This window comes from Soonwooa sp. T0.1_25 (genome assembly GCF_057652215.1).
The window spans coordinates 1-21,896 of record NZ_JBYFBZ010000018.1 but is presented as its reverse complement, the minus strand read 5'-3'; the positions used below and the strand labels follow the sequence as shown (position 1 = coordinate 21,896).

21 protein-coding genes and 1 pseudogene are annotated in these 21,896 nt (G+C 34.2%); 8 read left to right on the top strand and 14 right to left on the bottom strand.

The window, feature by feature from the left end; translation table 11 throughout:
• Positions 1-597: 597 nt before the first annotated feature.
• From AC23MB_RS13540 to AC23MB_RS13530, 3 genes and pseudogenes are all read right to left on the bottom strand, one after another.
• Entirely contained in the window at positions 598-2,667 is a 2,070-nt protein-coding gene (locus tag AC23MB_RS13540; RefSeq protein WP_487787548.1) for a protein-disulfide reductase DsbD family protein, read from the bottom strand.
• Positions 2,668-2,699: 32 nt separating this feature from the next.
• Positions 2,700-2,996, bottom strand: a pseudogene (locus AC23MB_RS13535) (DUF6029 family protein); the annotation flags it as partial.
• Positions 2,997-3,007: 11 nt separating this feature from the next.
• Positions 3,008-3,406 carry a DUF6029 family protein gene (locus AC23MB_RS13530; protein ID WP_409456545.1) on the bottom strand — a complete coding sequence of 133 codons (399 nt, stop codon included), beginning with the start codon at positions 3,404-3,406 and terminating at the stop codon, positions 3,008-3,010.
• A 118-nt stretch (positions 3,407-3,524) separates the two neighbouring features.
• Between AC23MB_RS13530 and AC23MB_RS13525 the strand changes: the two genes are divergently transcribed.
• From AC23MB_RS13525 to AC23MB_RS13500, 6 genes are all read left to right on the top strand, one after another.
• Complete coding sequence (locus AC23MB_RS13525) at positions 3,525-4,361, top strand: IS982 family transposase (RefSeq protein ID WP_487787547.1); 837 nt, start codon at positions 3,525-3,527, stop codon at positions 4,359-4,361.
• Positions 4,362-4,490: 129 nt separating this feature from the next.
• The gene (locus tag AC23MB_RS13520; protein WP_487787546.1) at positions 4,491-5,891 is read left to right on the top strand and encodes an alanine/glycine:cation symporter family protein; all 1,401 of its coding nucleotides are present in this window, start codon (positions 4,491-4,493) and stop codon (positions 5,889-5,891) included.
• A 93-nt stretch (positions 5,892-5,984) separates the two neighbouring features.
• Positions 5,985-7,421 (top strand): MFS transporter, encoded by a 1,437-nt coding sequence (locus AC23MB_RS13515; RefSeq protein ID WP_487787550.1) that lies wholly within the window; start codon positions 5,985-5,987, stop codon positions 7,419-7,421.
• 95 nt (positions 7,422-7,516) lie between these two features.
• Positions 7,517-8,446, top strand: coding sequence for a mevalonate kinase family protein (locus AC23MB_RS13510; protein ID WP_487787545.1), 930 nt, complete (start codon positions 7,517-7,519; stop codon positions 8,444-8,446).
• Between the two features lie 6 nt (positions 8,447-8,452).
• A complete protein-coding gene (locus AC23MB_RS13505) occupies positions 8,453-9,376 on the top strand; it encodes a UbiA family prenyltransferase (protein WP_487787544.1) in 924 nt (307 codons plus the stop codon).
• A 65-nt stretch (positions 9,377-9,441) separates the two neighbouring features.
• Positions 9,442-10,470 (top strand): pseudouridine synthase, encoded by a 1,029-nt coding sequence (locus tag AC23MB_RS13500; protein WP_487787543.1) that lies wholly within the window; start codon positions 9,442-9,444, stop codon positions 10,468-10,470.
• A gap of 51 nt (positions 10,471-10,521) precedes the next feature.
• Here the strand turns inward: AC23MB_RS13500 and AC23MB_RS13495 are convergent, their stop codons facing one another.
• Positions 10,522-11,076: a hypothetical protein gene (locus AC23MB_RS13495; RefSeq protein ID WP_487787542.1), complete on the bottom strand. Its 555-nt coding sequence runs from the start codon at positions 11,074-11,076 to the stop codon at positions 10,522-10,524.
• 92 nt (positions 11,077-11,168) lie between these two features.
• The gene (gene pncA, locus AC23MB_RS13490) at positions 11,169-11,774 is read right to left on the bottom strand and encodes a bifunctional nicotinamidase/pyrazinamidase (RefSeq protein WP_487787541.1); all 606 of its coding nucleotides are present in this window, start codon (positions 11,772-11,774) and stop codon (positions 11,169-11,171) included.
• Positions 11,775-11,944: 170 nt separating this feature from the next.
• Between pncA and AC23MB_RS13485 the strand changes: the two genes are divergently transcribed.
• Positions 11,945-12,535, top strand: coding sequence for a Crp/Fnr family transcriptional regulator (locus AC23MB_RS13485; protein WP_079667978.1), 591 nt, complete (start codon positions 11,945-11,947; stop codon positions 12,533-12,535).
• Positions 12,536-12,587: 52 nt separating this feature from the next.
• Here the strand turns inward: AC23MB_RS13485 and AC23MB_RS13480 are convergent, their stop codons facing one another.
• From AC23MB_RS13480 to AC23MB_RS13455, 6 genes are all read right to left on the bottom strand, one after another.
• The gene (locus AC23MB_RS13480; RefSeq protein ID WP_487787540.1) at positions 12,588-14,129 is read right to left on the bottom strand and encodes an acyl-CoA carboxylase subunit beta; all 1,542 of its coding nucleotides are present in this window, start codon (positions 14,127-14,129) and stop codon (positions 12,588-12,590) included.
• An 8-nt stretch (positions 14,130-14,137) separates the two neighbouring features.
• Positions 14,138-15,583, bottom strand: a complete 1,446-nt coding sequence (accC, locus tag AC23MB_RS13475) for an acetyl-CoA carboxylase biotin carboxylase subunit (protein ID WP_487787539.1) — start codon at positions 15,581-15,583, stop codon at positions 14,138-14,140.
• Between the two features lie 14 nt (positions 15,584-15,597).
• On the bottom strand, positions 15,598-16,083 hold the full coding sequence (locus AC23MB_RS13470) for an acyl-CoA carboxylase biotin carboxyl carrier protein subunit (protein WP_313032110.1): 486 nt from the start codon (positions 16,081-16,083) through the stop codon (positions 15,598-15,600).
• A gap of 27 nt (positions 16,084-16,110) precedes the next feature.
• Positions 16,111-16,770: a 3-oxoacid CoA-transferase subunit B gene (locus tag AC23MB_RS13465; protein ID WP_079668331.1), complete on the bottom strand. Its 660-nt coding sequence runs from the start codon at positions 16,768-16,770 to the stop codon at positions 16,111-16,113.
• A 91-nt stretch (positions 16,771-16,861) separates the two neighbouring features.
• Positions 16,862-18,262 carry a M56 family metallopeptidase gene (locus tag AC23MB_RS13460; protein WP_487787538.1) on the bottom strand — a complete coding sequence of 467 codons (1,401 nt, stop codon included), beginning with the start codon at positions 18,260-18,262 and terminating at the stop codon, positions 16,862-16,864.
• Entirely contained in the window at positions 18,259-18,636 is a 378-nt protein-coding gene (locus AC23MB_RS13455; protein ID WP_079668329.1) for a BlaI/MecI/CopY family transcriptional regulator, read from the bottom strand. The genes AC23MB_RS13460 and AC23MB_RS13455 overlap by 4 nt, the downstream gene beginning before the upstream one ends.
• An 88-nt stretch (positions 18,637-18,724) precedes the next feature.
• Between AC23MB_RS13455 and AC23MB_RS13450 the strand changes: the two genes are divergently transcribed.
• On the top strand, positions 18,725-19,174 hold the full coding sequence (locus AC23MB_RS13450; protein ID WP_374331077.1) for a GNAT family N-acetyltransferase: 450 nt from the start codon (positions 18,725-18,727) through the stop codon (positions 19,172-19,174).
• Positions 19,175-19,258: 84 nt separating this feature from the next.
• Here AC23MB_RS13450 and AC23MB_RS13445 read toward each other — a convergent pair whose 3' ends face one another.
• The 3 genes from AC23MB_RS13445 to AC23MB_RS13435 all read right to left on the bottom strand — a co-directional run bounded on the left by AC23MB_RS13445 (position 19,259) and on the right by AC23MB_RS13435 (position 21,799).
• Entirely contained in the window at positions 19,259-19,624 is a 366-nt protein-coding gene (locus tag AC23MB_RS13445; protein ID WP_487787549.1) for a TlpA family protein disulfide reductase, read from the bottom strand.
• A gap of 393 nt (positions 19,625-20,017) precedes the next feature.
• Entirely contained in the window at positions 20,018-20,893 is an 876-nt protein-coding gene (locus tag AC23MB_RS13440) for a polysaccharide deacetylase family protein (protein WP_374331079.1), read from the bottom strand.
• Between the two features lie 213 nt (positions 20,894-21,106).
• Positions 21,107-21,799, bottom strand: coding sequence for an SIR2 family NAD-dependent protein deacylase (locus AC23MB_RS13435; RefSeq protein ID WP_313032127.1), 693 nt, complete (start codon positions 21,797-21,799; stop codon positions 21,107-21,109).
• Positions 21,800-21,896: the final 97 nt, after the last annotated feature.

Sequence of the window (21,896 nt, the reverse complement as noted above, 5' to 3'; positions counted from 1 at the left end):
AGCACCTTAAATATCTGCGGCTCCGTAAATATTGATTTTTTCATTGCTTTTTCTTGACGTTAAAGTTAATACTCTAATTTTAATACGTCTTAAAAAAGCAGCCATATACAGAATGGCAACAAAAATTCAGTTACTATTTTAAAAATGATAAACTATTTTTTGTCTATTACGAATCTGCAGCCGAATCTTGTTATGAGGAAAACCGAATTTATTACTATGAGAGCCAAAAGCCGATTCAGTTTTTATTTAAAACCAACGACTGCGACGGAAATGACGCCACCAACAATGAAAAGATTGAAGATAAAAAGCAGCAGAATGATTTAATGAAAATCGTTGACAAGCATATTGTAGAAATTAAAAAAAATCTAGCGCTGAAGAAATAATCGACACAAAAAGTTCTCTATACGATTTTTACAAAATCCGATCGAACAAGACGTTTACTTACTCAAAAAACTTCAGTTAGTAAAAAAGCAAACATATTTGTTTTCTTTTAATAACATACAAAATTCATATTTCAAGTTATTTCAGAATTTAAAAATAAAAAAATCCGCGACCTAAATCGCGGATTTCACTTAAACCTAAACTTTAGATCAAGAATTAATTCTTTTTATGATAATTGATTCCACATTCTAAGAATTTTTTGAAATCCTCTTTCTGCATATAACCCGAAACTGGCGTATTAATTACCTTTTGATCTGGCGTCACCAAAACATAATGCGGTTGAGAATTGTTGTTGAAATTCACCTGTTGGAACATCGACCACTTATCACCAATTGTTTTAATTTTCTTCATTTGACCGCCGCCCATATCAATTTTCATTTGTTCAGCTTCTGGCAATTCTTCCTTGTCATCAACATAAACAGAGGCGATCACAACATCATTTTGCAACAACGGTAAGATATCATCTTGACTCCAAACGAATTCCTCCATTTTACGACAGTTTTCGCAACCATAACCCGTAAAGTCGATAAGAAGTGGTTTGTTTTGTTTTTTAGCTTCTTCTAAAGCATCAAAATAATTATGATGCAATTTTAAACCTAAAATACCGTCTTCTTCTTTATGGAAATAACTCACATTCATCGGAGGAAGAATTCCACTTAACAATTGAAGTTTTGGCTTGTCGGCTGGGATTAAACCATAAATTAAATAACCTAAAAATCCTAAACCTAAAACACCTAAAAGCTTTCTTCCTAAAGAAATTTTTGGTTCTTTATCATCGTGCGGGAATCTGATTTTTCCGAATAAATAAAGTACTAATCCAATCGTAATGATGATCCAAAGTACAATAAATAATTCTCTTTTAAGCATAAATGTTTTTGAAACTAAATCTGCTTTTGAAAGGAATTTTAATGCTAAAGCAACTTCGATAAAACCAAGAACAACTTTAACAGTGTTCATCCAACCTCCTGATTTTGGAAGACTTTGTAATGCTTGTGGGAACAATGCTAACAATCCGAAAACCAATGCCCAAGCGATACCAAAACCTGCTAAAGCAAATGTTAGAAGTGTTGGTACATTAGACGAACCTGTCACCACGCCACCCAATAAACTTCCCAAAATAGGACCTGTACAGGAAAACGATACGATAACTAAAGTCAATGCCATGAAAAAAATACCGATGATTCCACCTGCTTCTTCTGCTTTTGATGATTTGTTAGCAACCCAGTTAGGAAGCGTGATTTCGTAGTATCCAAAAAAACTGAATGCAAAGAAAATAAAGATTACAAAGAAGAATAAATTCAGCCAAATATTTGTTGAGATTTGATTAAAAATATTCCCAGAAATCCCATCAATAATATGGAACGGAATACTTAATAATACGAAGATTAGTAAGATAAAGAATCCATATATAAAAGCATCTCTTTTACCTTTTGCTTTATCCTTACTACCTTTTGTAAAAAACGAAACCGTCAACGGAATCATCGGGAAAACACATGGTGTTAGTAGTGCAATAAGCCCTCCTAAAAAGCCTAATGCTAAGATTAACCAATTGTTGTCTCCACCTGTATTTTCTTGAACAGTTCCACAATTAGTCAACGGATTTTTGAAGTCTAAAGAATTGATTTTTAATTCTTTTTCGTGTCCTGATGTTGTTGGTGATACAACAGCTATCTCGCCATTAGCTTCTGGTATTGCAACGGAAGCCGTATCCATCTGCGCCTTTCTTGCAGCCTCTGGTTTTACTTCTTCTGTAGTCGTTGCCGTTATACTTTTAACCGCTTTTTCGAACTCTAAAGTTGTTGGTGCAAGACACAATCTATCGTTACAAACTTGATAAGTTATTTCTGCCGCAACTTTAAAATCTTTATCAGGATTTTTTGCTTTGAATTTTTGTTTAAATAAAACTTCATTCGCATAATACACAATCTGAGCGCCGAAAGCTTCGGAATATTCATCATGTTTTTTTCCTATTTCTAGGACTTTGCCCATTGTTGTAATACCTTCTTTTGAAGATAGTTTAAACTCCGTTGGAAATCCTGAATCAGGTGGCAAATCCTGCGAATAAATATGCCATTTGTCCTCCATTTTGGCAGTTAATACTGCCTCATACTCCCCTTTTCCTAAGTCTTTAACATCAAATTGAAACTTTACAGGATTCTGAACTTGAGCTAAGACTAAAACCGAAAAAATAAAGGAAAAGAATAATAAAACTCTCTTTAAATTCATTTTTAGCTAATTATTAAATTTTCGAAATTGATCTAAAACTTTGTATTGATATGTAGCGAAAAGCCGGTATTTTTCGGAACCATACGACAAACGCCTCCCTCACATATTAATCCTCCTCTTTGACGTCCATAAGAAGCCTGACCTCGGGTTGAGTTCTTTCTAAAGACTGCTCCAAAAGTATTATAATGCATCTGCTTTTCCTTGTAATCATTACCGCAATTATACATATCACTTACAAATATAGACCAATTCTTTTTAAAATTAAACTCAGATAGCGCTGCTGCCCAGTTTTTGAAAGACGAGCTAGCCCACTGATGCTGAACTTCTAGCTTTAAAGACTTTAATTAATTTTGAATAAGTTATCCCAAACAGCTGTCGTAGCATACACATGACCTTCTGTCTCTTGGATTTTATCTGTATTATAATCTTGATAAATATAGATTAAAGCTGTATTCCAGCTATGCGATAGTTTTTTTCTAATATCGACATTGAAGTCCGAATAATAACCTTCGCCAAGATCTAAGGTTTTGGTTTCAACAGTGTTAAAATCTTCATAAACACGGTATTTTCTTTTAAAACCGTACCAGTTTGCAAAGTTAACCGCAATGTCCGTTCCATATTTTCCACCAAGAGCAGTTCCTTTTTTAAACTGATAATTGATGTCAAATTGAGATCCTATTTCTCCTGATTTTCTTTGTGGGAAAAACGTTAACTGAGCTTGCGCTTGATAAACATAAATATTAACCCGTTGTGCATTTTAAATGATACTTAACCCGTTGTGCATTATGAATTAAAAAGTAAAAATTTGTTCATTTCATTGAAAATCAGTAAATTGAATTACCTACAAAACATTTACAATGAACAACTTACTTGCAAATTACGAAAGAAGTTTGGAAGTTTTGAAAAAATTATCAAATGAAACTCTTCCATCTTACCAAAGAAGAATTCCTAAACTGAGTGATTTAGAATTAATAAGTCTCGCATTAACGACAGAATATATGGGTATTGATAGTGAAAATCATCTATTTCGTCATATTCCTCAAGTAATTAAAAATAAAATAGAACGAAGTGTTTATAATCGTCGCAAAAGAAGACTTTCTGATAGTATAAATGAAATTCGTTTGAAGTTAGTTCAATATTTTAATGAGTTTGAAAATTACTTTATCATCGACAGTATGCCTTTAGAAGTTTGTAAACTTTCCAGAAGCAACACCTCAAAAATATGTAAAGAGATGGAATATTGCTATCCAAATAGAGGATTTTGTGCTTCTCAGCAAATGTCATTTTATGGCTATAAGCTTCATGCAGTTTGTTCTATTAGTGGTGTTTTTCAAAGTATAGACATTAGCCCTGCATACGTTCATGATATTCACTATTTAAAAGACATTAAAGAACAATTATCCAATTGCACATTACTGGGTGATAAAGGCTATTTATCTTCCGAAATTCAAATTGACTTATTCAACTATGCAAATATAGAGTTGGAAACACCAAAAAGAGTGAATCAAAAAGACTATAAACACCAATTTTATTTATTTAAAAAGCAAAGAAAAAGGATTGAGACACTCTTCTCTCAACAATGCGACCAATTTATGATTAGACGTAATTATGCTAAAACTTTTCAAGGATTTAAAACCAGACTTTTGGCCAAAATAACAGCATTAACAGTTGTACAGTTTATGAACAAAGAATAATTCAACATAAACATTAACAACTTAAAAGTAAGTATCATTTAAAATGCACAACGGGTATAAAGAAAGTCAATTCTCCAACCTTTATCATAAAAAACCTATCTTAGAAGCTTCAACTATCTAATAAAAGCTATGGACGAATTCTTAAAAGTCATCAATGGAATTGTATGGAGTAACACTTTAATATTTTTATGTTTGTTTTCAGGCATCTTTTTTTCGATACGAATGCGTTTTCCACAGATTCGTTATATCCGCGAAATGTGGAAATTATTATTTAAAGGCAATGCTTCTGAAAAAGGAATTTCGTCGTTTCAGGCGTTTGCGTTAGCTATTTCTGGACGTGTAGGCACAGGGAATATTGCGGGCGTGGCAACAGCAATCGGCATGGGCGGACCTGGCGCAGTATTTTGGATGTGGGTTATTGCGTTTCTTGGAAGTGCGTCTGCGATTGTTGAAGCCTCACTTGGACAATACTATAAAGTTGTTAAAGATGGACAATATCGTGGTGGTCCATCTTTCTACATCGAAAAAGGTCTAAAACTAAAATGGTATGCTATTGCCTTTGCGGTGGTAACGGTTTTTAGTTGTGGTTTGTTTTTGCCTGGTGTACAAAGTAATAGTATTGCTGTTGCAGTCAAAAATGCCTTTGATATCCCGATGTATATAACTGGTATTGCTGTTGCAATTATTTTAGGTATTATTATAATAGGTGGTGTTAAACGAATTAGCACGGTTGCAGAATTTGTTGTTCCTTTTATGGCAGGAGGTTATATTCTTATGTCTTTGGTGATTATTGGTCTTAATTTTCAACAAGTCCCAGCTGTTTTTAAATTAATTTTTGAATCCGCTTTGGGTATAGATTCAGCCTTTGGAGGTATTATCGGGATGGCAATTGCTTGGGGTGTAAAACGTGGAATCTACAGTAACGAAGCAGGACAGGGGACTGCGCCACATGCCGCCGCGGCAGCCGAAGTATCGCACCCGATGAAGCAAGGTTTAGTACAAGGTTTTTCGGTTTATGTTGATACAATTTTTGTATGTACGGCAACTGCCCTGATGATTTTGTTTACTGGGATGTATAACGTCGAAAATCCTGCTGGCGGTTTTGTTGTTGAAAATATCCCGAATGTCAAAATGGGTGCGGACTTTACACAGTTTGCAGTAGCGCAACATTTTCCGTCAATCGGGAAAGCCTTTGTAGCTATTTCGTTGTTCTTCTTTGCATTCACGACTATAATGGCGTATTACTATATTGCAGAAACCAATATTAGCTATCTTCAAAAACATTCTAACAAAAAAATCTACATCAGAATCTTCCAAATTGTGATTATGTTTTCGGCTTTTTATGGTACCATCAAAACGGCAGAAAGTGCATGGATGCTTGGTGATATCGGTGTTGGGTTAATGGCTTGGCTTAATATTATTGCGATTTTGTTGATGCAGAAGAAGGCGATGTTCCTTTTTAAAGATTATGAAAAACAGAAAAAAGAAGGCAAAGACCCGACACTTGCGCCAGAGATGACAGAAAATTAATTCGCGTAGAAGTTTTATTTCTCAACATTAATTTTATATTTGTTCAAATATTTGAAATCTTAAAACGTGAGTATCAAAAATAATCCAAAAATCATGAAGGCTTGGGCGTTATACGACTGGGCCAATTCTGTATATTCTTTAGTAATTACATCCACGATTTTTCCTATTTATTATTCGATTTTAACAACCGCTAGCGAAAGAAGTGAGTATGTCGAAGAGACTGGAAAAACAATCCAAGTGCCCGTTAGACACATGATCAATATTTTCGGGAGAGATTATCAGCCAGACGCAGTTTATGGTTATTCTTTAACCTTGTCTTTTGTAATTGTTGTTCTTCTTTCTCCGATTTTGTCATCGTTGGCAGATACGATCGGTAACAAGAAATCATTCTTGCAATTTTTCTGTTATCTAGGTGCCACTTCTTGTATGGGATTAGCGATGTTTACAGGGATGAATACCGTTTGGCTTGGACTTTTATTTAGTGTTACAGCCAGTGTTGGGTTCTGGGGAAGTTTGGTGTTTTATAATTCGTTTTTACCAGATATCGCAACGCCAGATAAACAAGATGCTTTGTCCGCAAAAGGTTATGTTTACGGATACATCGGGTCTGTAATCTTGGTTATTATTTGTTTAGTTTTAATCCAAGTTTTAGCGAAAGATGCCGAACAAGCTAAGCTTTATACACGTATAAGTTTCTTATTAACAGGAGCTTGGTGGTTTGGTTTTTCACAATATACTTTTAAACATTTGCCTCAGTTTGGGAATGTTAAAGACCAACTTCCAAAAGATTTGGTATTATTAAATCATAAAAATCTTTTCAAAAGTCATAAAAATAATGGCGGTTTTTTCTTTGTTTTAAAAAAGAATATAACCTTCTATATCGATATTGTTAAAGAAAGCTTTAGAGAGTTGTTTAAGGTTGGTAATCATTTATTTAGAGATTCTAATTTAAAGTATTTCTTGTCGAGTTTCTTTTTCTTCAGTGTTGGTATGCAGACTATTTTCTTGATGGCAACTTTGTTTGGTAAATCAGAAATTAATTTAGCTCAAGACAAATTGATTTTAACGCTTTTGGTTATTCAGATTGAAGCGATTATCGGTGCGATTGCATTCTCACGTTTATCAAGAAAAATAGGTAACAAGAATGTAATTTCGATTTGTATTGTTTTGTGGATTGTAGCTTGTCTTTCAGCCTATTATCTTAATAAAGAAAATCCAAATGTAGAATATCAATTCTATGGTGTTGCTGCAATTGTTGGTCTAGTTATGGGCGGACTACAAGCAATGTCGAGATCAACATATTCTAAATTGTTACCGCAAGACGGTATGGAAAATACAACCTATTTCAGTTTTTATGATGTTTTAGAAAAACTGGCAATTATTTTAGGAACTTTCATTTTTGCTACATTAATCGAGCATTTTAACAATATGCGTTATGCGGCATTGTCCATGACGGTTTTCTTTGCAATTGGTTTAGTTTTAATTCGTTTTTTAAAAGTAAATGCTAACAATAATAAAGCTAATTTATAATATTAATAATATTTAAAATTTCGGCATTTAATTTGCAGATAACGCAATAGAAAATATTTTGTAAATTTGCATTACAAAACACAAAAAAATAAACAATGACCAACCCTTTATTTTATGCTAAAATTATTCTTTTCGGAGAATATGGAATGATTGAAAACTCGCAAGGGCTTGTCGTTCCGTACAGCTTTTATAAAGGAACTTTGAAGTTCTCGGAATTGGCTTCGGAGTTCGAAAAAAAATCGAATCAGCACTTACAAAAGTATGCCGACTTTCTGGCAACACTTAACTTACCAGGTAATTTTAAGTTAAACATTGACGCTTTCAAAAAAGATATTGAAGAAGGATTATTCTTCGATTCTAACATTCCGCAAGGTTACGGCGTTGGAAGTTCTGGTGCTTTGGTTGCTGCAATTTTTGAAAAATATTCATCAGAAAAACTTAGTCCAGATACAATTTCTAAAGATAATCTTAAAAAACTAAAAGCCATTTTTGGTGAAATGGAAAGCTATTTCCATGGTAAAAGTTCTGGGATGGATCCTTTGATTTGTTACATGAATCTTCCGATCCTTATCGAAAACAAAGAAAATCTTGACAAAGTTGCTATTCCTGATCATGCATCAGAAGGTAAAGGTGCTGTATTTTTGATCGACTCGGGGATAACTGGTGAAACTGGCCCAATGATACAGATTTTCTTTGAAAAAATGAAAACTGAAGGTTTCAGAAAAACAATGAAAGAAGAGTTTATCCGTTATAACAACGCTTGTATTGAGGCTTTCCTTAAAAAAGACATGAATCCGTTTTTCAAAAATTTGAAAAAATTATCAGTTTGGGCGTATGACCACTTCAAACCGATGATTCCGGAAAGTATCTATAACATTTGGAAAAAAGGAATTGATAGCAATGCTTATTACCTTAAACTTTGTGGAAGCGGCGGCGGAGGCTACATTTTAGGATTTACAAAAGATTACGAAAAAGCTGAAAAAATGCTTTCTGGATTTCAGAAAGAGGTGATTTACAGATTTTAATAAAGTATGAGTCAAAACATACAAAAACGACATAAAAATTTTGCCTATCGATTGAATCAATTGATGGGCTTTATTTTGGGTGCACGATTTTTTTTCGTGGCTTTGTTGACGTTTGCGCTGTATGTTTCGACGTTTTTCTTATTTAACAGAGAAGAAAGTTTTCGTGCATTTGTCTTCGATTATCACGCACACTTAATCATCCTTTGTTCGATTTTAAGTATTTTGGCTGGTGGTATTATTAATCAGTTTTACGACCGAGAAAAAGATCAAGTAACCAAACCTTTTCGTAGTCGAATACAGTCATTTTTTAAACAAAAATATTTTCTTTACGCCTATATTTTTCTCAATGCCTTAGGTTTAACAATTGCGTTTACACAGTCTTGGCGCGTGTTTGTATTCTTTTTGGTCTATCAATTTTTGATGTGGTTTTATAGTCATAAGATTAGTAAAGTTTTATTTTTAAATAACCTCACGTTCGTTGGCTTGACGATGTATCCGTTTTTTGGGATGTTGGTCTATTACAGAACTTTCACTTTGAAAGTCTTTTTCATGGCAATTTTTCTTTTTTTAATGTTGATGATTATTGACATGACTAAAGATCTTTTAACAAAAAATGCTGATAAAGTTTTTGGCTATAAAACGATTGCAAATCAATTTAGTTCTAAGATTGCAAGGCGAGTTATTATCGTATTTTGTTTGATGGCTTTTGTTGTATCACTCATCATTATTAAAGGTATAGGACTACAAAGCATCATGGCTTGGTATTTTGCGATAGGACTTTTCGTGTTAATATTAAGTGTATTTTGGTTATTCAGAAATCATAAAAATGATAAAGTGACAACATTAAGTGTTCTTAAATTATGGATATTTTTTGGGATCTTAGCGATGTTGTTCGATGGTATATATTCAAGATTTAGTTGGGCAATATAAAAGGACTGCAAAAAGCCTTTTCTATATTGACTTAAAAAAGTCTATCTTTGCAAAAAATTTAAAGCATGAGCAGAAACGATAGAAATTCTTCAGACAGAAATAAAAAGACCGGAAATTTTGGAGGGAGAAAGTCTTCTGAAAATTCGCGTGGCTCAAGAGGGGATTCAAAAAATTCGCCTAGAGAAGAAGGTTCTTTCGAAAGAGGAGGGAAATTTGGAAAGCCAAAAACGACACGTGGTCGTGACTTCGATTCTAGAGATAAATACGAAGGCGGCGAGAGAAAATTCGGACCGAGAAGACCTTTCAATAAAACAGAAGAAGAAGGCGAACGTGTAAAATCTTATATCCAAAGAAGAAAATTGGATAAGTTAGCTAAAGCGCCAAAAGAAACCATACGACTTAATAAATATATTGCAAATTCTGGGATTTGTAGTAGAAGAGAGGCGGATGATCTTATCACGCAAGGACTTGTGGAAGTTAACGGAAAGGTGGTGACAGAGATGGGTTACCAGGTTCAGAAGACGGATCGAGTTGTGTTTGACGGACAAAGCATTACGCCAGAAAAACCTGTTTACGTGGTCCTTAACAAGCCAAAAGGTTATATCTCAACCACTAAAGATGACAAAGCTAGAAAAACAGTGATGGATCTTGTAGCTAATGCTTCGCCATACCGATTATTCCCAGTTGGTCGTCTAGACCGTCAAACAACAGGTGTTATCTTGTTGACAAATGATGGTCACATGACAAAAAAATTGACGCATCCGTCATTTAACATGAAGAAAATCTATCATGTGACCTTGGATAGAAAATTGTCTATTGAAGATTTGAGATCGATTGCGGACGGAATTCGTTTAGAAGAAGGTGTTGCCGAAGTTGACAGTATTTCTTTCATTGAAGGAAAACCTAAAAATGAAATCGGTATCGAAATCCACATCGGATGGAATCGTGTTGTGAGACGTATTTTCCAAAAGTTAGGTTATGAGGTGGAATCACTTGACCGCGTCATGTTTGCTGGACTTACCAAGAAAAACATCAAACGTGGACATTGGAGAATCTTGACAGAACTAGAAGTTAACAATTTGAAAATGTTATAAAAAAGAAGAGAGCTAAATTTTAGCTCTCTTTTTATTTTGTTAAATTTAAGTTTAGAAAATATAATTAAGACCGCCCTGTACAAAACCTCTTGTACCAATACTAGGCTCTATAAAAACGCCGAAATTTCCGCCATATCTTACGCCAATCGGCATTATGTTAAAAGCAAAAAAAGTATCGTTTGTTTTTTGAACATTCTTCGAAGTATCCACATAATCCAAATCTCGGAATAAAACCCCAACCGAAACTCCTGAGTAGAAGCGCCATTTATTATCGGCATCTGACCAGAAATAATCAACCTTAGGCAAAATGGAGAAATAAGATTGTTTTCTGTAGCTTGATTTAGTTTCGTTAAAAGATTCAAGATTGGCTTCTAGACCATAACGCCACTTCATGTTTTCGTTATAAGTTGTAAGTGCAACTGTTAGAACGCCATTACTGTTTGGCATTTCGGGTTCGCCGTTGAAAATCGTTGTACCAACAGCTTTTAGAATAGAGTCTGCACCTCCGAATAAAGATCCTGTTCCATATCCAGCAGAAACTTCAAATTTTTGAGCATTAAAAAATGATACGCTACACAATGTAGCCATATACACTAATTTTTTCATGGTTTTATAGTTTTAAATGTTTTCGTTACAAAAATAAAAAAAAACTGCTTAGAATAAAGCAGTTTTGATAATTTATTATGTTCTAAAACTTCTTAACCAACAACGGTTACGTGATGTTGTAATAAGTCATAGATTGTATTTTTTGCGCTATCAGGTTTTACGTTAACAGCTCTTGTCCCTTGGAAGTGTAACATCGGGACAAATCCTGCTTCCATCGCATCTAGACAAGTATATTTAACGCAATAATCTAATGCTAAACCAACGATTTCCACAATTTGAATATCGTGATATTTAAGATAATCTTCTAGACCTGTTTTCAAAAAATGATTGTTATCTTGGAAACCACTGTAACTGTCAATGTCAGGATGTGTACCTTTTTGGAAAATTTTTGTAGCTTTTGAGACATCAAGATCTTTATGGAATTCTGCACCGAAAGTCCCTTGTACACAGTGATCTGGCCACATAAACTGCGGGATGCTATTTAATATAATAGTTTCACCAACTTGGCGGTCGTTGTTACTTGCAAACGATTTGTGTTCTGCTGGATGCCAATCTTGGGTAAAAACAATTTCGTCATAGTTTCCTTTCTCCATCAACGTATTAATGAAAGGGATAATTTCGCTAGCGCCTGGCACCGCAAGACTTCCTCCTTCACAAAAATCATTTTGTACATCAACAACTATAAGGGCTTTTTTCATAAGATAATATTTAATACAAATTTACACTAAACAAATTTAGTTGTAAAGCTTATTACATCAATTATACCAATTATTCCTATGGTACAAATTGTCATGTTTCTGATTTTAAAATCATGCATTGAATTTAAATAAGAATTAGTATTTTTAAAAAATAAAACAGATTGACAGAAATGGTAAATAATTTTCATAAACATCTTTCGCAGATTCTTGAAATTCCTGAGGATAGCATAACGCAATGTTCGACGCATTACGATGTCAAATTCTTTAAAAAAGGAAGTGTGTTGGTGCGAGAAGGTGAGGTGAATAATGATCGTTATTTTGTCGAGAAAGGTCTTTTGAGAATGTATTCTATCGATAAGTTGGGGAAAGAGCATGTGATCCAATTTGCGCCAGAAGGCTGGATTATTTCGGACTCAACTAGTCAAATGTTAAGTGAGAAATCTCGTTTTTATATAGAAGCTATTGAAGATTCTGAAGTTGTTGTCATGGCAGATGATTTTTTGTTTAAGTTAGCAGAATTGCATCCACAAGTTGCAGAAAGAAATCAAGTGTTGATGTTTAACCATATCAAAAACTTGCAAAACAGAGTTAATGCTTTGATAAGTACCACAGCTGAAGAACGTTACTTAGATTTTCTTAAAAAGTATCCTAATATCATGCTCCGTGTTCCGCAATGGATGGTGGCTTCTTATCTCGGGATTACGCCAGAAAGTCTTAGCCGTGTGCGAAAAGAGCTTGCGAAGAAGAATTTCGAGGTTTAAAATATTTTAAAACAAATAAAAAATCCTGAGCATTGACTCAGGATTTTGTTTGTTATAACGGGATGTTACCGTGTTTTCTGTTTGGTCTTTCAACGAATTTGTTTTCCAACATCGCGAAAGCCTTTATTAATTTTCGACGGGTATCTTCTGGGAAAATAACTTCATCGATAAAACCTCTTTGTGCCGCTGTATAAGGATTTGCAAACTTTTCTGCATATTCAGCTTCCTTCTCCGCAAGTTTTGCTGCAGGATCTGCGGCCTCAGAAATTTCTCTTTTAAAAATAATTTCTGAAGCTCCTTTTGCGCCCATTACAGCAATCTCAGCAGATGGCCAAGCGAAGTTCATGTCAGCGCCGATATGTTTAGAGTTCATAACATCATAAGCGCCACCATAAGCTTTTCTTGTAATAACCGTCACTTTCGGAACTGTTGCTTCTGACAAGGCGTACAATAATTTTGCGCCGTGTGTGATGATACCATTCCATTCTTGATCTGTACCAGGTAAGAAACCAGGAACGTCAACCAATACTAACAAAGGAATATTGAAAGCATCACAAAAACGTGTAAATCTCGCAGCTTTAATAGATGAATTAACATCTAAACAACCAGCCAAGAACATTGGATTGTTAGCCACAATACCAATACTTCTACCTGCAATTCTTGCAAAACCTACAACGATGTTTTCAGCATAGTTTTTATGAATTTCAAAGAACGAATCTTCATCAATTAAATGATTGATGACGTCGTGCATATCATAAGGCTTGTTGGCATTATCTGGAATAATGTTCTTAAGATCTTCACGAAGTTCGTTACCGATTTCGTAAGATAATTGTTGTGTAACTTCTTGATTGTTTTGAGGAAGATAACTTAATAAAGTTTTTACATCTTCAAGACATTCAACATCATTAGCGGAAGTTGTATGTGCAACACCAGACTTTGTAGAATGCGTTGAAGCACCACCTAATTCTTCGGAAGTTACCGTTTCGTTAGTTACTGTTTTAACAACATTAGGTCCAGTTACGAACATATAAGACGTGTTCTCCACCATCATTGTGAAATCCGTCATCGCAGGCGAATATACCGCTCCACCAGCACAAGGTCCCATAATGGCAGAAATCTGAGGAATAACACCAGAAGCTTGTACATTTCTAAAGAAAATATCTGCATAACCGCCCAATGATCTTACACCTTCTTGGATACGCGCACCGCCTGAGTCATTAAGACCAATCATCGGCGCACCAACTTTAACCGCCATATCCATCACTTTGCAAATTTTCTCTGCATGGGTTTCGGACAAAGCACCGCCAAATACTGTGAAATCTTGAGCGAAAGCATAAGTCAAGCGACCGTTAACCGTTCCGTAACCTGTGATAACACCATCGCCAAGATAATATTCTTTATCCATGCCAAAATCCTTGGTACGGTGTGTAATAAAAGCGCCAATTTCTTCAAAAGAACCTTCGTCAAAGAAATATTCGATACGTTCTCTTGCGGTTAATTTTTTCTTAGCGTGTTGCGTTGCAATTCTTTTTTCGCCACCGCCCAGTTTAGACTCCGCTATTTTTTTATTTAAAAGGTCTATTTTATTTTCCATGATTTGATTTAGAATTGATTAGGAACACGCAATAATTTTTGATCCTCAAGATATTTTTTCAAAGCAATTAAAGCTGCAACTTCAGCTTCTTTAGCTTGGTTTTCAACAATAATTTCTGGACTGTAATATTTTTTAACAAAATTAGTGTCGAAATTTCCAGAACGGAAAGCTTCATGATCGAATACAAAACTACCGAAAGGCAGAGTAGTACTAACACCTTCAACTTTATAATCTTGGATCGCTTCTAGCATTTTTTCGATCGCTTCATTACGGTCTTTACCATGAACGATTAATTTTGAAAGCATTGGGTCATAATAAATAGGAACATCCATACCTTCAGCAAAACCATCATCTACACGTACACCATCACCAACAGGAGGTTGATAGGTTGTTAAAGTCCCAACGCTTGGTAAGAAATCATTCAATGGATCTTCTGCATAAACACGAAGTTCTAGTGCGTGACCATCAATTTTTAAATCTTCTTGTTTAATAGGTAAAGCTTCGCCACGAGCAACACGAATTTGTAATTCTACCAAATCCATTCCTGTAATCATTTCGGTTACGGGATGTTCTACTTGTAGACGCGTGTTCATTTCTAGGAAATAGAAGTTTTTGTTTTCATCCAAAAGGAATTCAACAGTACCAGCGCCTAGATAATCACAAGATTTAGCCACTTTAACCGCAGCTTCTCCCATAGCTTTTCTAATTTCTGGTGTTAAAACCGCAGATGGCGCTTCTTCAACAACCTTTTGGTGGCGACGTTGTACAGAACATTCTCTCTCGAATAAATAAAGAATATTGCCATGATCGTCTGCCATAACTTGGATTTCGATATGCTTTGGAGAACCAACATATTTTTCGATAAATACAGATCCGTCACCAAAAGCTGAAGTCGCTTCGGAAATAGCACGTTGCATTTGAGACTCAAATTCGCCTTCGTTTTCTACAACACGCATCCCTTTTCCACCACCACCAGCAGAAGCTTTAATCAAAATTGGAAAACCAATTTCAACGGCAACTTTTTTAGCTTTTTCAACATCGGTGATGGCTTCGTCAAGACCAGGAACCATCGGGATATCATAAGCTTTAACGGCTTCTTTAGCAGCCAACTTACTTCCCATAATATGGATCGCATTAGAACGTGGACCGATAAATGTAATATTATTAGCTTCGGCCTTTTCCGCAAATTCAGCATTTTCTGACAAGAAGCCATAACCAGGATGGATCCCGTCAACACCTAATTCCTTACAAACTTCAATGATTTTATCGCCTAATAAATAAGACTGATTAGAAGGCGCTTCACCAATGCAAACCGCTTCGTCAGCAAATTTAACATGAGGAGATTCTCTATCTGCAACAGAGAAAACAGCAACGGTTTTAATACCCATTTTCTTAGCTGTTTTCATCACTCTTAATGCTATTTCTCCTCGATTTGCTACGAGTATTTTTTTCATTTTATGATTAGATTTTATTCGAATTCGATTAATAATTGTCCTTTGTCAACCGCTTGACCTTTTTCTACAGCGATCGATTTAATAACACCTTGTCTCGGTGAGTAGAAGCTGTTTTCCATTTTCATCGCTTCAAGAATCAGAAGACTATCGCCTTCGTTAACTTCTTGCCCAACCGCAACAGAAATTTCTAAAATAAGTCCTGGCATTGGCGCTTTAATCGCATTAACTTGTTTTGATTTTCCAACTTCGAAGCCCATTTTTTTAATCAACTTGTCCAAATCATTTTGGATATCAACTTCATAAAGATTGTTGTTAACAGAAACCGTATATTTTTTTTGATTAAAATCGGCATCAACAACTTCGGCTTGGTAAGATTTGTTTTGATGAAGGATGTGATAATTTTCGTTATCCAAAGTCACAGCATCAATTGCATGGATTTGGTCTTCTGTCAAACTGAAGTCGTAACTTTTATTAACAGAAGCATTAAAAGATTTTCCCATTGATTTTTATATGGATTTATTTAAAATTTAAAATGTCATTTCAGGAGCATTCTCGTCGGCAATTAACTTACCAGCAGTTGCTTTTTTGATGTCATCAACACTAACGCCTGGCGCTCTTTCTAAAAGTCGGAAACCGCCTTCTGGTAAAACCTCGTAAACGCCCAATTCGGTAACGATTTTTTTAATGCATTTAACACCAGTTAAAGGCAAAGTACATTCTGATAACAACTTGCTTTCTCCATGTTTGTTAACTTGTTGCATCGCTACAATAATGTTCTTCGCAGAAGCTACCAAATCCATTGCGCCGCCCATACCTTTTACCATTTTGCCAGGAATTTTCCAGTTGGCGATATCTCCGTTTTCGGAAACTTCCATTGCGCCAAGTATTGTTAAATCTACTTTTTGTGCACGGATCATCCCAAAACTCATCGCGGAGTCAAAAACTGCAGAACCTGGTAAAGTTGTAATAGTTTGTTTTCCGGCATTGATAAGATCTGGATCTTCTTCGCCTTCGATGGGGAAAGGTCCCATACCAAGAAGTCCATTTTCGGATTGTAGCACGACATTTATCCCTTCTGGAATATAGTTGGCAACCAAAGTTGGAATACCAATTCCTAAATTAACATACGAATTATTCTTGATTTCCTTTGCTATACGCTGGGCAATTTGCTCTTTTGTAAGACTCATTATTTACGAATTATTATGCTTTAAAGTTAAGATTTTTTTGCTTTCGATAGGCTTTAAAAATGAAAAAAGAGCCTCATTTGGCTCTTTTTTGTTATTTTGATTTTCTTGGTTGAGATGGCGGTGGAGGTGGAGGAGGCGTTTTTCCATCTTCTGCAAATTGCATCACGACTGGTAGCTTGTAATATGAAGTAATGCTTTTACCATCCTTTTTTGCTGATTCCCAAGTTACGTTTTGAAGAATTTTATTAAGTGTTCTTTCAACCTCTTTGTTAAAGTTTTGATTTTCACCAGTGGTTGTAACAGTAACAAATTTTCCTTCCGAATCAATCTTAATCATACTTTCCGTTTTTAAAAACCCTTTTATGTTTTCAAAAGAAATTGTGTTGATTTCCATTGCTAAATCGCGTCTCAAATTACCAATTCCGCCCGGATATTCTGCAGGTTTTTCTACTTCTGTGGATTCAGATTTTGAAGCGTTGCCAATAATTTTTGGATCTTCCAGTTCGTTTTTACGTTTTATTGTATCACTAACTTTATTTGCAATCGTAGGTTTAGAAGTTTGAAATTCTGTTGTAGTACTTTGTGCTAAACCACCAACTTTCTGTTGAGTATTCTTTTCTAAAACCGAATCATTAATTGCAATTGGCGTTTTAACTTTTTCGGCAAAGAGAAATGCCACGCCGCAAGTAAATAGAACAGATCCGAAAATACGAAAGCCCATTTTATTGTTTTTTTTGGTGTTCATCATAATAAATCTTTTTTTGGTGTTATTATTTCGTTTAAAAGTTTGTGTCAGTGGGAAAAAATGGTTAGAAACTTCTTGATAAATTATCTCTTGATAATCTTTTAGTGATTTTTGTTTTAAAACAGCGTCGTCAGCCAAAAATTCATGGTTGGTTGTAATAGCGTTTTTGAAAAAATATAGTGCAGGGTTTAACCAAAACAAAGCTTTTAAAAATTCAATTAATAAAATATCAAAACTATGTTTTTGTGTAATATGTGTCTGTTCGTGTACGAGAATGCTATCATCTATGTTATTATTTTCAAATCGTTGTCGATTGACATAGATCGTATTTAAAAAGCTGAAAGCGGTTATGTTTTCCTCTAAAAGCGAAATGTTATAAGTTTTAAAAACTATATTTTTTGCTTTTACTTTTTTAAATAAAATTTGTCCGATTTGGAAAATTAATTTCAGAATTAAAATCCCGACAATCATTACATATAGATAGAAAAGAATTTGATAAGTATCCAATTTTGGAGTTTCCTCAATAATCTGAGATTGGATTGCTTCTTGTCCAAGATTAAAAGTCGAGGCTTTAACATAATAACTTCCGAAAGGAATTTCGATAAAAGGAATCCCTAAACTAAAAGCTAAACTTGCTAGCAAAAAGAACCTTTTGAAACGATGATTCTTTTGATTTTCTAAAACCAAATAATAAAAAATAATCAGCAAACTGCTTACTGCAACGTATTTTAGATAGAACGGAATCATGACTTTGGGTTTTCAATTTTTTCATCAATCATGTCACGCAATTCTTTTAATTCTTTTTGACTAAGCTTTGCATTTTGAGTAAAAAACGATGCAAATTGACTCACAGAATTATCAAAAAAATTATGAATCATGCTTTTCATTTCAGAAGAAAAATAGTGCTCTTTTTCAATTTTAGGAAAATATTCCCGCGAATTTCCAAACAATTCGTAGCCAACAAAATCTTTGTTTTGCATCCTTTTTAGCAAAGTTGCGATCGTCGTTGTTGCAGGTTTTGGATCAGGATAAGCATCGATAATATCTTTCATAAAGGCTTTTTCCTTTTCCCAAAGGACTTGCATAACTTCTTTTTCTGCTTCGGTTAATTTAATTTTCATTCTACAAGTAATTATCTATCTCTACAAATGTAGAATTAAATTTTGAATGACCAAATATTTAATGCCTAACTTTGTGAAAAATTATGAAATGGATTTGAAAATAGACAAACTTGATCTTGACGAAATAAGCTTGGTAATGCCGATGATGAAAGACTTTTACGAAATTGATGGCTATCCTTTTGATACAGAAACGACGCGTAAAAATTTTGAAATTTTTGTTGAAAGTCCAAATCTTGGTCAATGTTTTATTTTAAAAAATGAAGAAAGAAAAGTTGTTGGTTACATGATTCTCAATTATCTATTCTCTTTTGAATTTGGTGGAATGATGTGTTTTCTGGACGAATTGTATATAAAACCTGAAGCACAAGGCAAAAAATATGGCGGCAAAGCGGTGACTTTTGCGCAGGAATTTGCACAGAAACAAAATCTGAAAATGATGTTCCTCGAAATCGAAAATCATAACGAACGCGCGATTCATCTTTATCAAAAACTAGGCTTCAAAATGCATAAACGTAGCATTATGACCTACGAACCATAACAAAAAAGTTTCAACAAATGTTGAAACTTTTTCTATTTTTTAGTAAATGAAAACTTTTAGTAGACAAGTTTAATCGCCGCGTTTTTACAAATTATCATTAATTAAATTTCGCAATTCTGTAGCGTAGGTTCCGCCTGTAATTTTATGGATAACTTTCCCGTTTTTAACAAGATAAGTTAAAGGAATTGCTTGTGTTGTATTCTCGAAATTAAGAGGTTTTTTGTCTAGAAAGTTTAAGATTGCATTTTTATACTTTATATTTTTAAGCGTTAAATCTTCGAAATGAAATTTTTTAGAATCAATAAATTTCTGAAGTTTCGCCGAATCGGTATCAACTGATAATGAAGCAAATTGCACATTTTTACCCTCAAATTCTGCTTTTATTTTGTTTAATTCTGGCATTTCTTCAACACATAGGAGGCACCAAATTGTCCATATATTGATGCAAATTAATTTGTCTGAATTTTAAGATTACGTTTTGAAAATTACTGTTTTCAACCGTGTTAATTTTTTCGGCGCGCAAATCATTTTTAGTTTTACCGGTATGAACGCTGCCAATATTGCATCCAGCAAATTGTATAAAAATACAAATTGTTCAAAATATTGCTTCTGGCATTAAGAATTCAGTTTTTTTTTTAACAAAATAAATATTAGAATCAATGCTATTTACAGTTTTCAAAAGCTCATTTCGTTTCAAAATGATTTCATTTTTGAAAATAATTGCAGAAATCATTTTATCTAAAATGTTAATCGATTGGATTATATAAATTTGAAAACTGTTTTAAAATTAATAAAAAATCCGCTCAATATTTAAGAGGATTTTGATTTTATTTGTAAAGCGATTTAATTAAGAATCTCATTAATTTTTGGATATTCAGAAATTTTTCGGAATTCAAAACGATTGGATTTTTGCAAAACATCGATGAACTCATCCAATTCTGCAAGCGATTCGTCATCCGTCAAATATTGATCGTGCGTCAAAAACACCAAATGTTTAGACGTTTTCTCTAAATCATTCAAAAAAATACTGTCGACTTTTTTCATCATCTGTTGGTGATTTCCTTTTAATGACATTTTTGCGGTAGGACGCCATTCTAGATCCCAACCAACCAGTTTGTAACCCGCAATTTGTAGTTGATTGGCAGCAAGTTTTGAAGCAGAAATATCAGTAACATTTATGTTATTAAGTCGCCAAATATTACGTCCAGGTGTTCTTGCAATTTTATTATTTAAACCCAAAAGAACCTGCGCCGAATCGAAATCTGCAACGACTTTTTCAGGATTTTTGTAAAACTCCGAATAGTGATTATCTGCGTGACTAAAACTGTGATTAGCGATTTCTATTAAAGAATCTTTTCGCAAATCTGCGAAGTCTTTTTTCTGTTTAGCGCTTCCATTAAAGTGTTTACCTACAACGAAAGTAGTTGCCACAACATTTCTTTTATGCAAAATTTTCAAAAGATTTTCGGTTCCACGATTTGGTCCATCGTCAAAAGTTAAATAGATAATCCGCTTGTTGTCGCTGATTGTTCCGGTAGTTTCATCAACTTTAATAACATTTTTTGAGACGGGTTTCTTTTGGGGTTGTTCGGTGGTTTTTGCGTCGATGCGTTCTGTCGTTTTATCACAACCAACCAAAAGAAATGACGTTGCCGAAATTAATGCAAGCGTCCCAAGAAAAGCCGATGTATTAAGCTTTTCTTCAAAAAATGTTTTCATAAATTTTAAATGGAATTAAGTTAAAGAAATGTTAATTTTTTTCTATTTTAATTCCCATCAAATGTGATGCCGAGTTTTTATTTTTTTTAAATTAAAATGTTAAAGTTTAGTCCAAATTAAAACTTTAACATTTTTAAATTTTTGGAAGTCATTTTATCTTGAATAATTAATTTAAAATTGATGAAAGTGTTTAGAAAAATCTGAATAAAAATTTTACAGAAACTTTGATTTTAAAATATCTTGAAGTTTTTGCATACCTTCTGTTGCAGAGCTTTTAAAACAGTTTTCTTTATTTCTAAACATCGAAAAATCTAAATTGGGATCAATTACAAAAATCTCAGCATTTGTAGGAACATCATGCACTAAACCTGCTGCCGGATAAACTTGCATAGAGGTCCCGATAACCAGAAATAAATCCGCTTCCGAAGCAATTTCGGCAGCATTTTGCATCTCAGTAACCATCTCGCCAAACCAAACAATGTGAGGTCGCAATTGTATTCCGTTTTCGTCCAAATCTCCAAGATTAAGGTCGTCTTCCCAAAGAATTGCGTCGCTTTCCGAATTTACAGGTCGCACTTTGCAGAGTTCACCATGAAGATGCGTCACCTTTGTAGAGCCTGCGCGTTCATGCAAGTCGTCTACATTTTGTGTGATGATATGAACATCAAAATCTCTTTCTAGTTCTGCTAAAATTTCATGCGCTCGATTTGGTTTTACATCTTTTAATTGTCGGCGTCTAAGGTTGTAAAATTCCAAAACTAATTCTGGATTTCTTTCAAAACCTTCGGGCGACGCCACATCTTCAATACGATGATTTTCCCAAAAACCATTCGAATCTCTAAAAGTCGAAATTCCGCTTTCTGCACTAATCCCAGCACCCGATAAAACCACAAGTTTCTTTTTCATATCAAGATTTTCATTTGGTTTTGTAAGTCTCCCCAAAAACCGGACATTTTATAACCCTAAAGTTATTAGCAAAAAACAATTAATTTTAGGTTATGAG

What these genes read in the sequence shown, in the direction of transcription:
- AC23MB_RS13540 (WP_487787548.1), bottom strand. Translation starts at nt 2,667, where the DNA reads ATGAATTTAAAGAGAGTTTTATTATTCTTTTCCTTTATTTTTTCGGTT.
- AC23MB_RS13525 (WP_487787547.1), top strand. Translation starts at nt 3,525, where the DNA reads ATGAACAACTTACTTGCAAATTACGAAAGAAGTTTGGAAGTTTTGAAA.
- AC23MB_RS13520 (WP_487787546.1), top strand. Translation starts at nt 4,491, where the DNA reads ATGGACGAATTCTTAAAAGTCATCAATGGAATTGTATGGAGTAACACT.
- AC23MB_RS13515 (WP_487787550.1), top strand. Translation starts at nt 5,985, where the DNA reads ATGAAGGCTTGGGCGTTATACGACTGGGCCAATTCTGTATATTCTTTA.
- AC23MB_RS13510 (WP_487787545.1), top strand. Translation starts at nt 7,517, where the DNA reads ATGACCAACCCTTTATTTTATGCTAAAATTATTCTTTTCGGAGAATAT.
- AC23MB_RS13505 (WP_487787544.1), top strand. Translation starts at nt 8,453, where the DNA reads ATGAGTCAAAACATACAAAAACGACATAAAAATTTTGCCTATCGATTG.
- AC23MB_RS13500 (WP_487787543.1), top strand. Translation starts at nt 9,442, where the DNA reads ATGAGCAGAAACGATAGAAATTCTTCAGACAGAAATAAAAAGACCGGA.
- AC23MB_RS13495 (WP_487787542.1), bottom strand. Translation starts at nt 11,076, where the DNA reads ATGAAAAAATTAGTGTATATGGCTACATTGTGTAGCGTATCATTTTTT.
- pncA (WP_487787541.1), bottom strand. Translation starts at nt 11,774, where the DNA reads ATGAAAAAAGCCCTTATAGTTGTTGATGTACAAAATGATTTTTGTGAA.
- AC23MB_RS13485 (WP_079667978.1), top strand. Translation starts at nt 11,945, where the DNA reads ATGGTAAATAATTTTCATAAACATCTTTCGCAGATTCTTGAAATTCCT.
- AC23MB_RS13480 (WP_487787540.1), bottom strand. Translation starts at nt 14,129, where the DNA reads ATGGAAAATAAAATAGACCTTTTAAATAAAAAAATAGCGGAGTCTAAA.
- accC (WP_487787539.1), bottom strand. Translation starts at nt 15,583, where the DNA reads ATGAAAAAAATACTCGTAGCAAATCGAGGAGAAATAGCATTAAGAGTG.
- AC23MB_RS13470 (WP_313032110.1), bottom strand. Translation starts at nt 16,083, where the DNA reads ATGGGAAAATCTTTTAATGCTTCTGTTAATAAAAGTTACGACTTCAGT.
- AC23MB_RS13465 (WP_079668331.1), bottom strand. Translation starts at nt 16,770, where the DNA reads ATGAGTCTTACAAAAGAGCAAATTGCCCAGCGTATAGCAAAGGAAATC.
- AC23MB_RS13460 (WP_487787538.1), bottom strand. Translation starts at nt 18,262, where the DNA reads ATGATTCCGTTCTATCTAAAATACGTTGCAGTAAGCAGTTTGCTGATT.
- AC23MB_RS13455 (WP_079668329.1), bottom strand. Translation starts at nt 18,636, where the DNA reads ATGAAAATTAAATTAACCGAAGCAGAAAAAGAAGTTATGCAAGTCCTT.
- AC23MB_RS13450 (WP_374331077.1), top strand. Translation starts at nt 18,725, where the DNA reads ATGGATTTGAAAATAGACAAACTTGATCTTGACGAAATAAGCTTGGTA.
- AC23MB_RS13440 (WP_374331079.1), bottom strand. Translation starts at nt 20,893, where the DNA reads ATGAAAACATTTTTTGAAGAAAAGCTTAATACATCGGCTTTTCTTGGG.
- AC23MB_RS13435 (WP_313032127.1), bottom strand. Translation starts at nt 21,799, where the DNA reads ATGAAAAAGAAACTTGTGGTTTTATCGGGTGCTGGGATTAGTGCAGAA.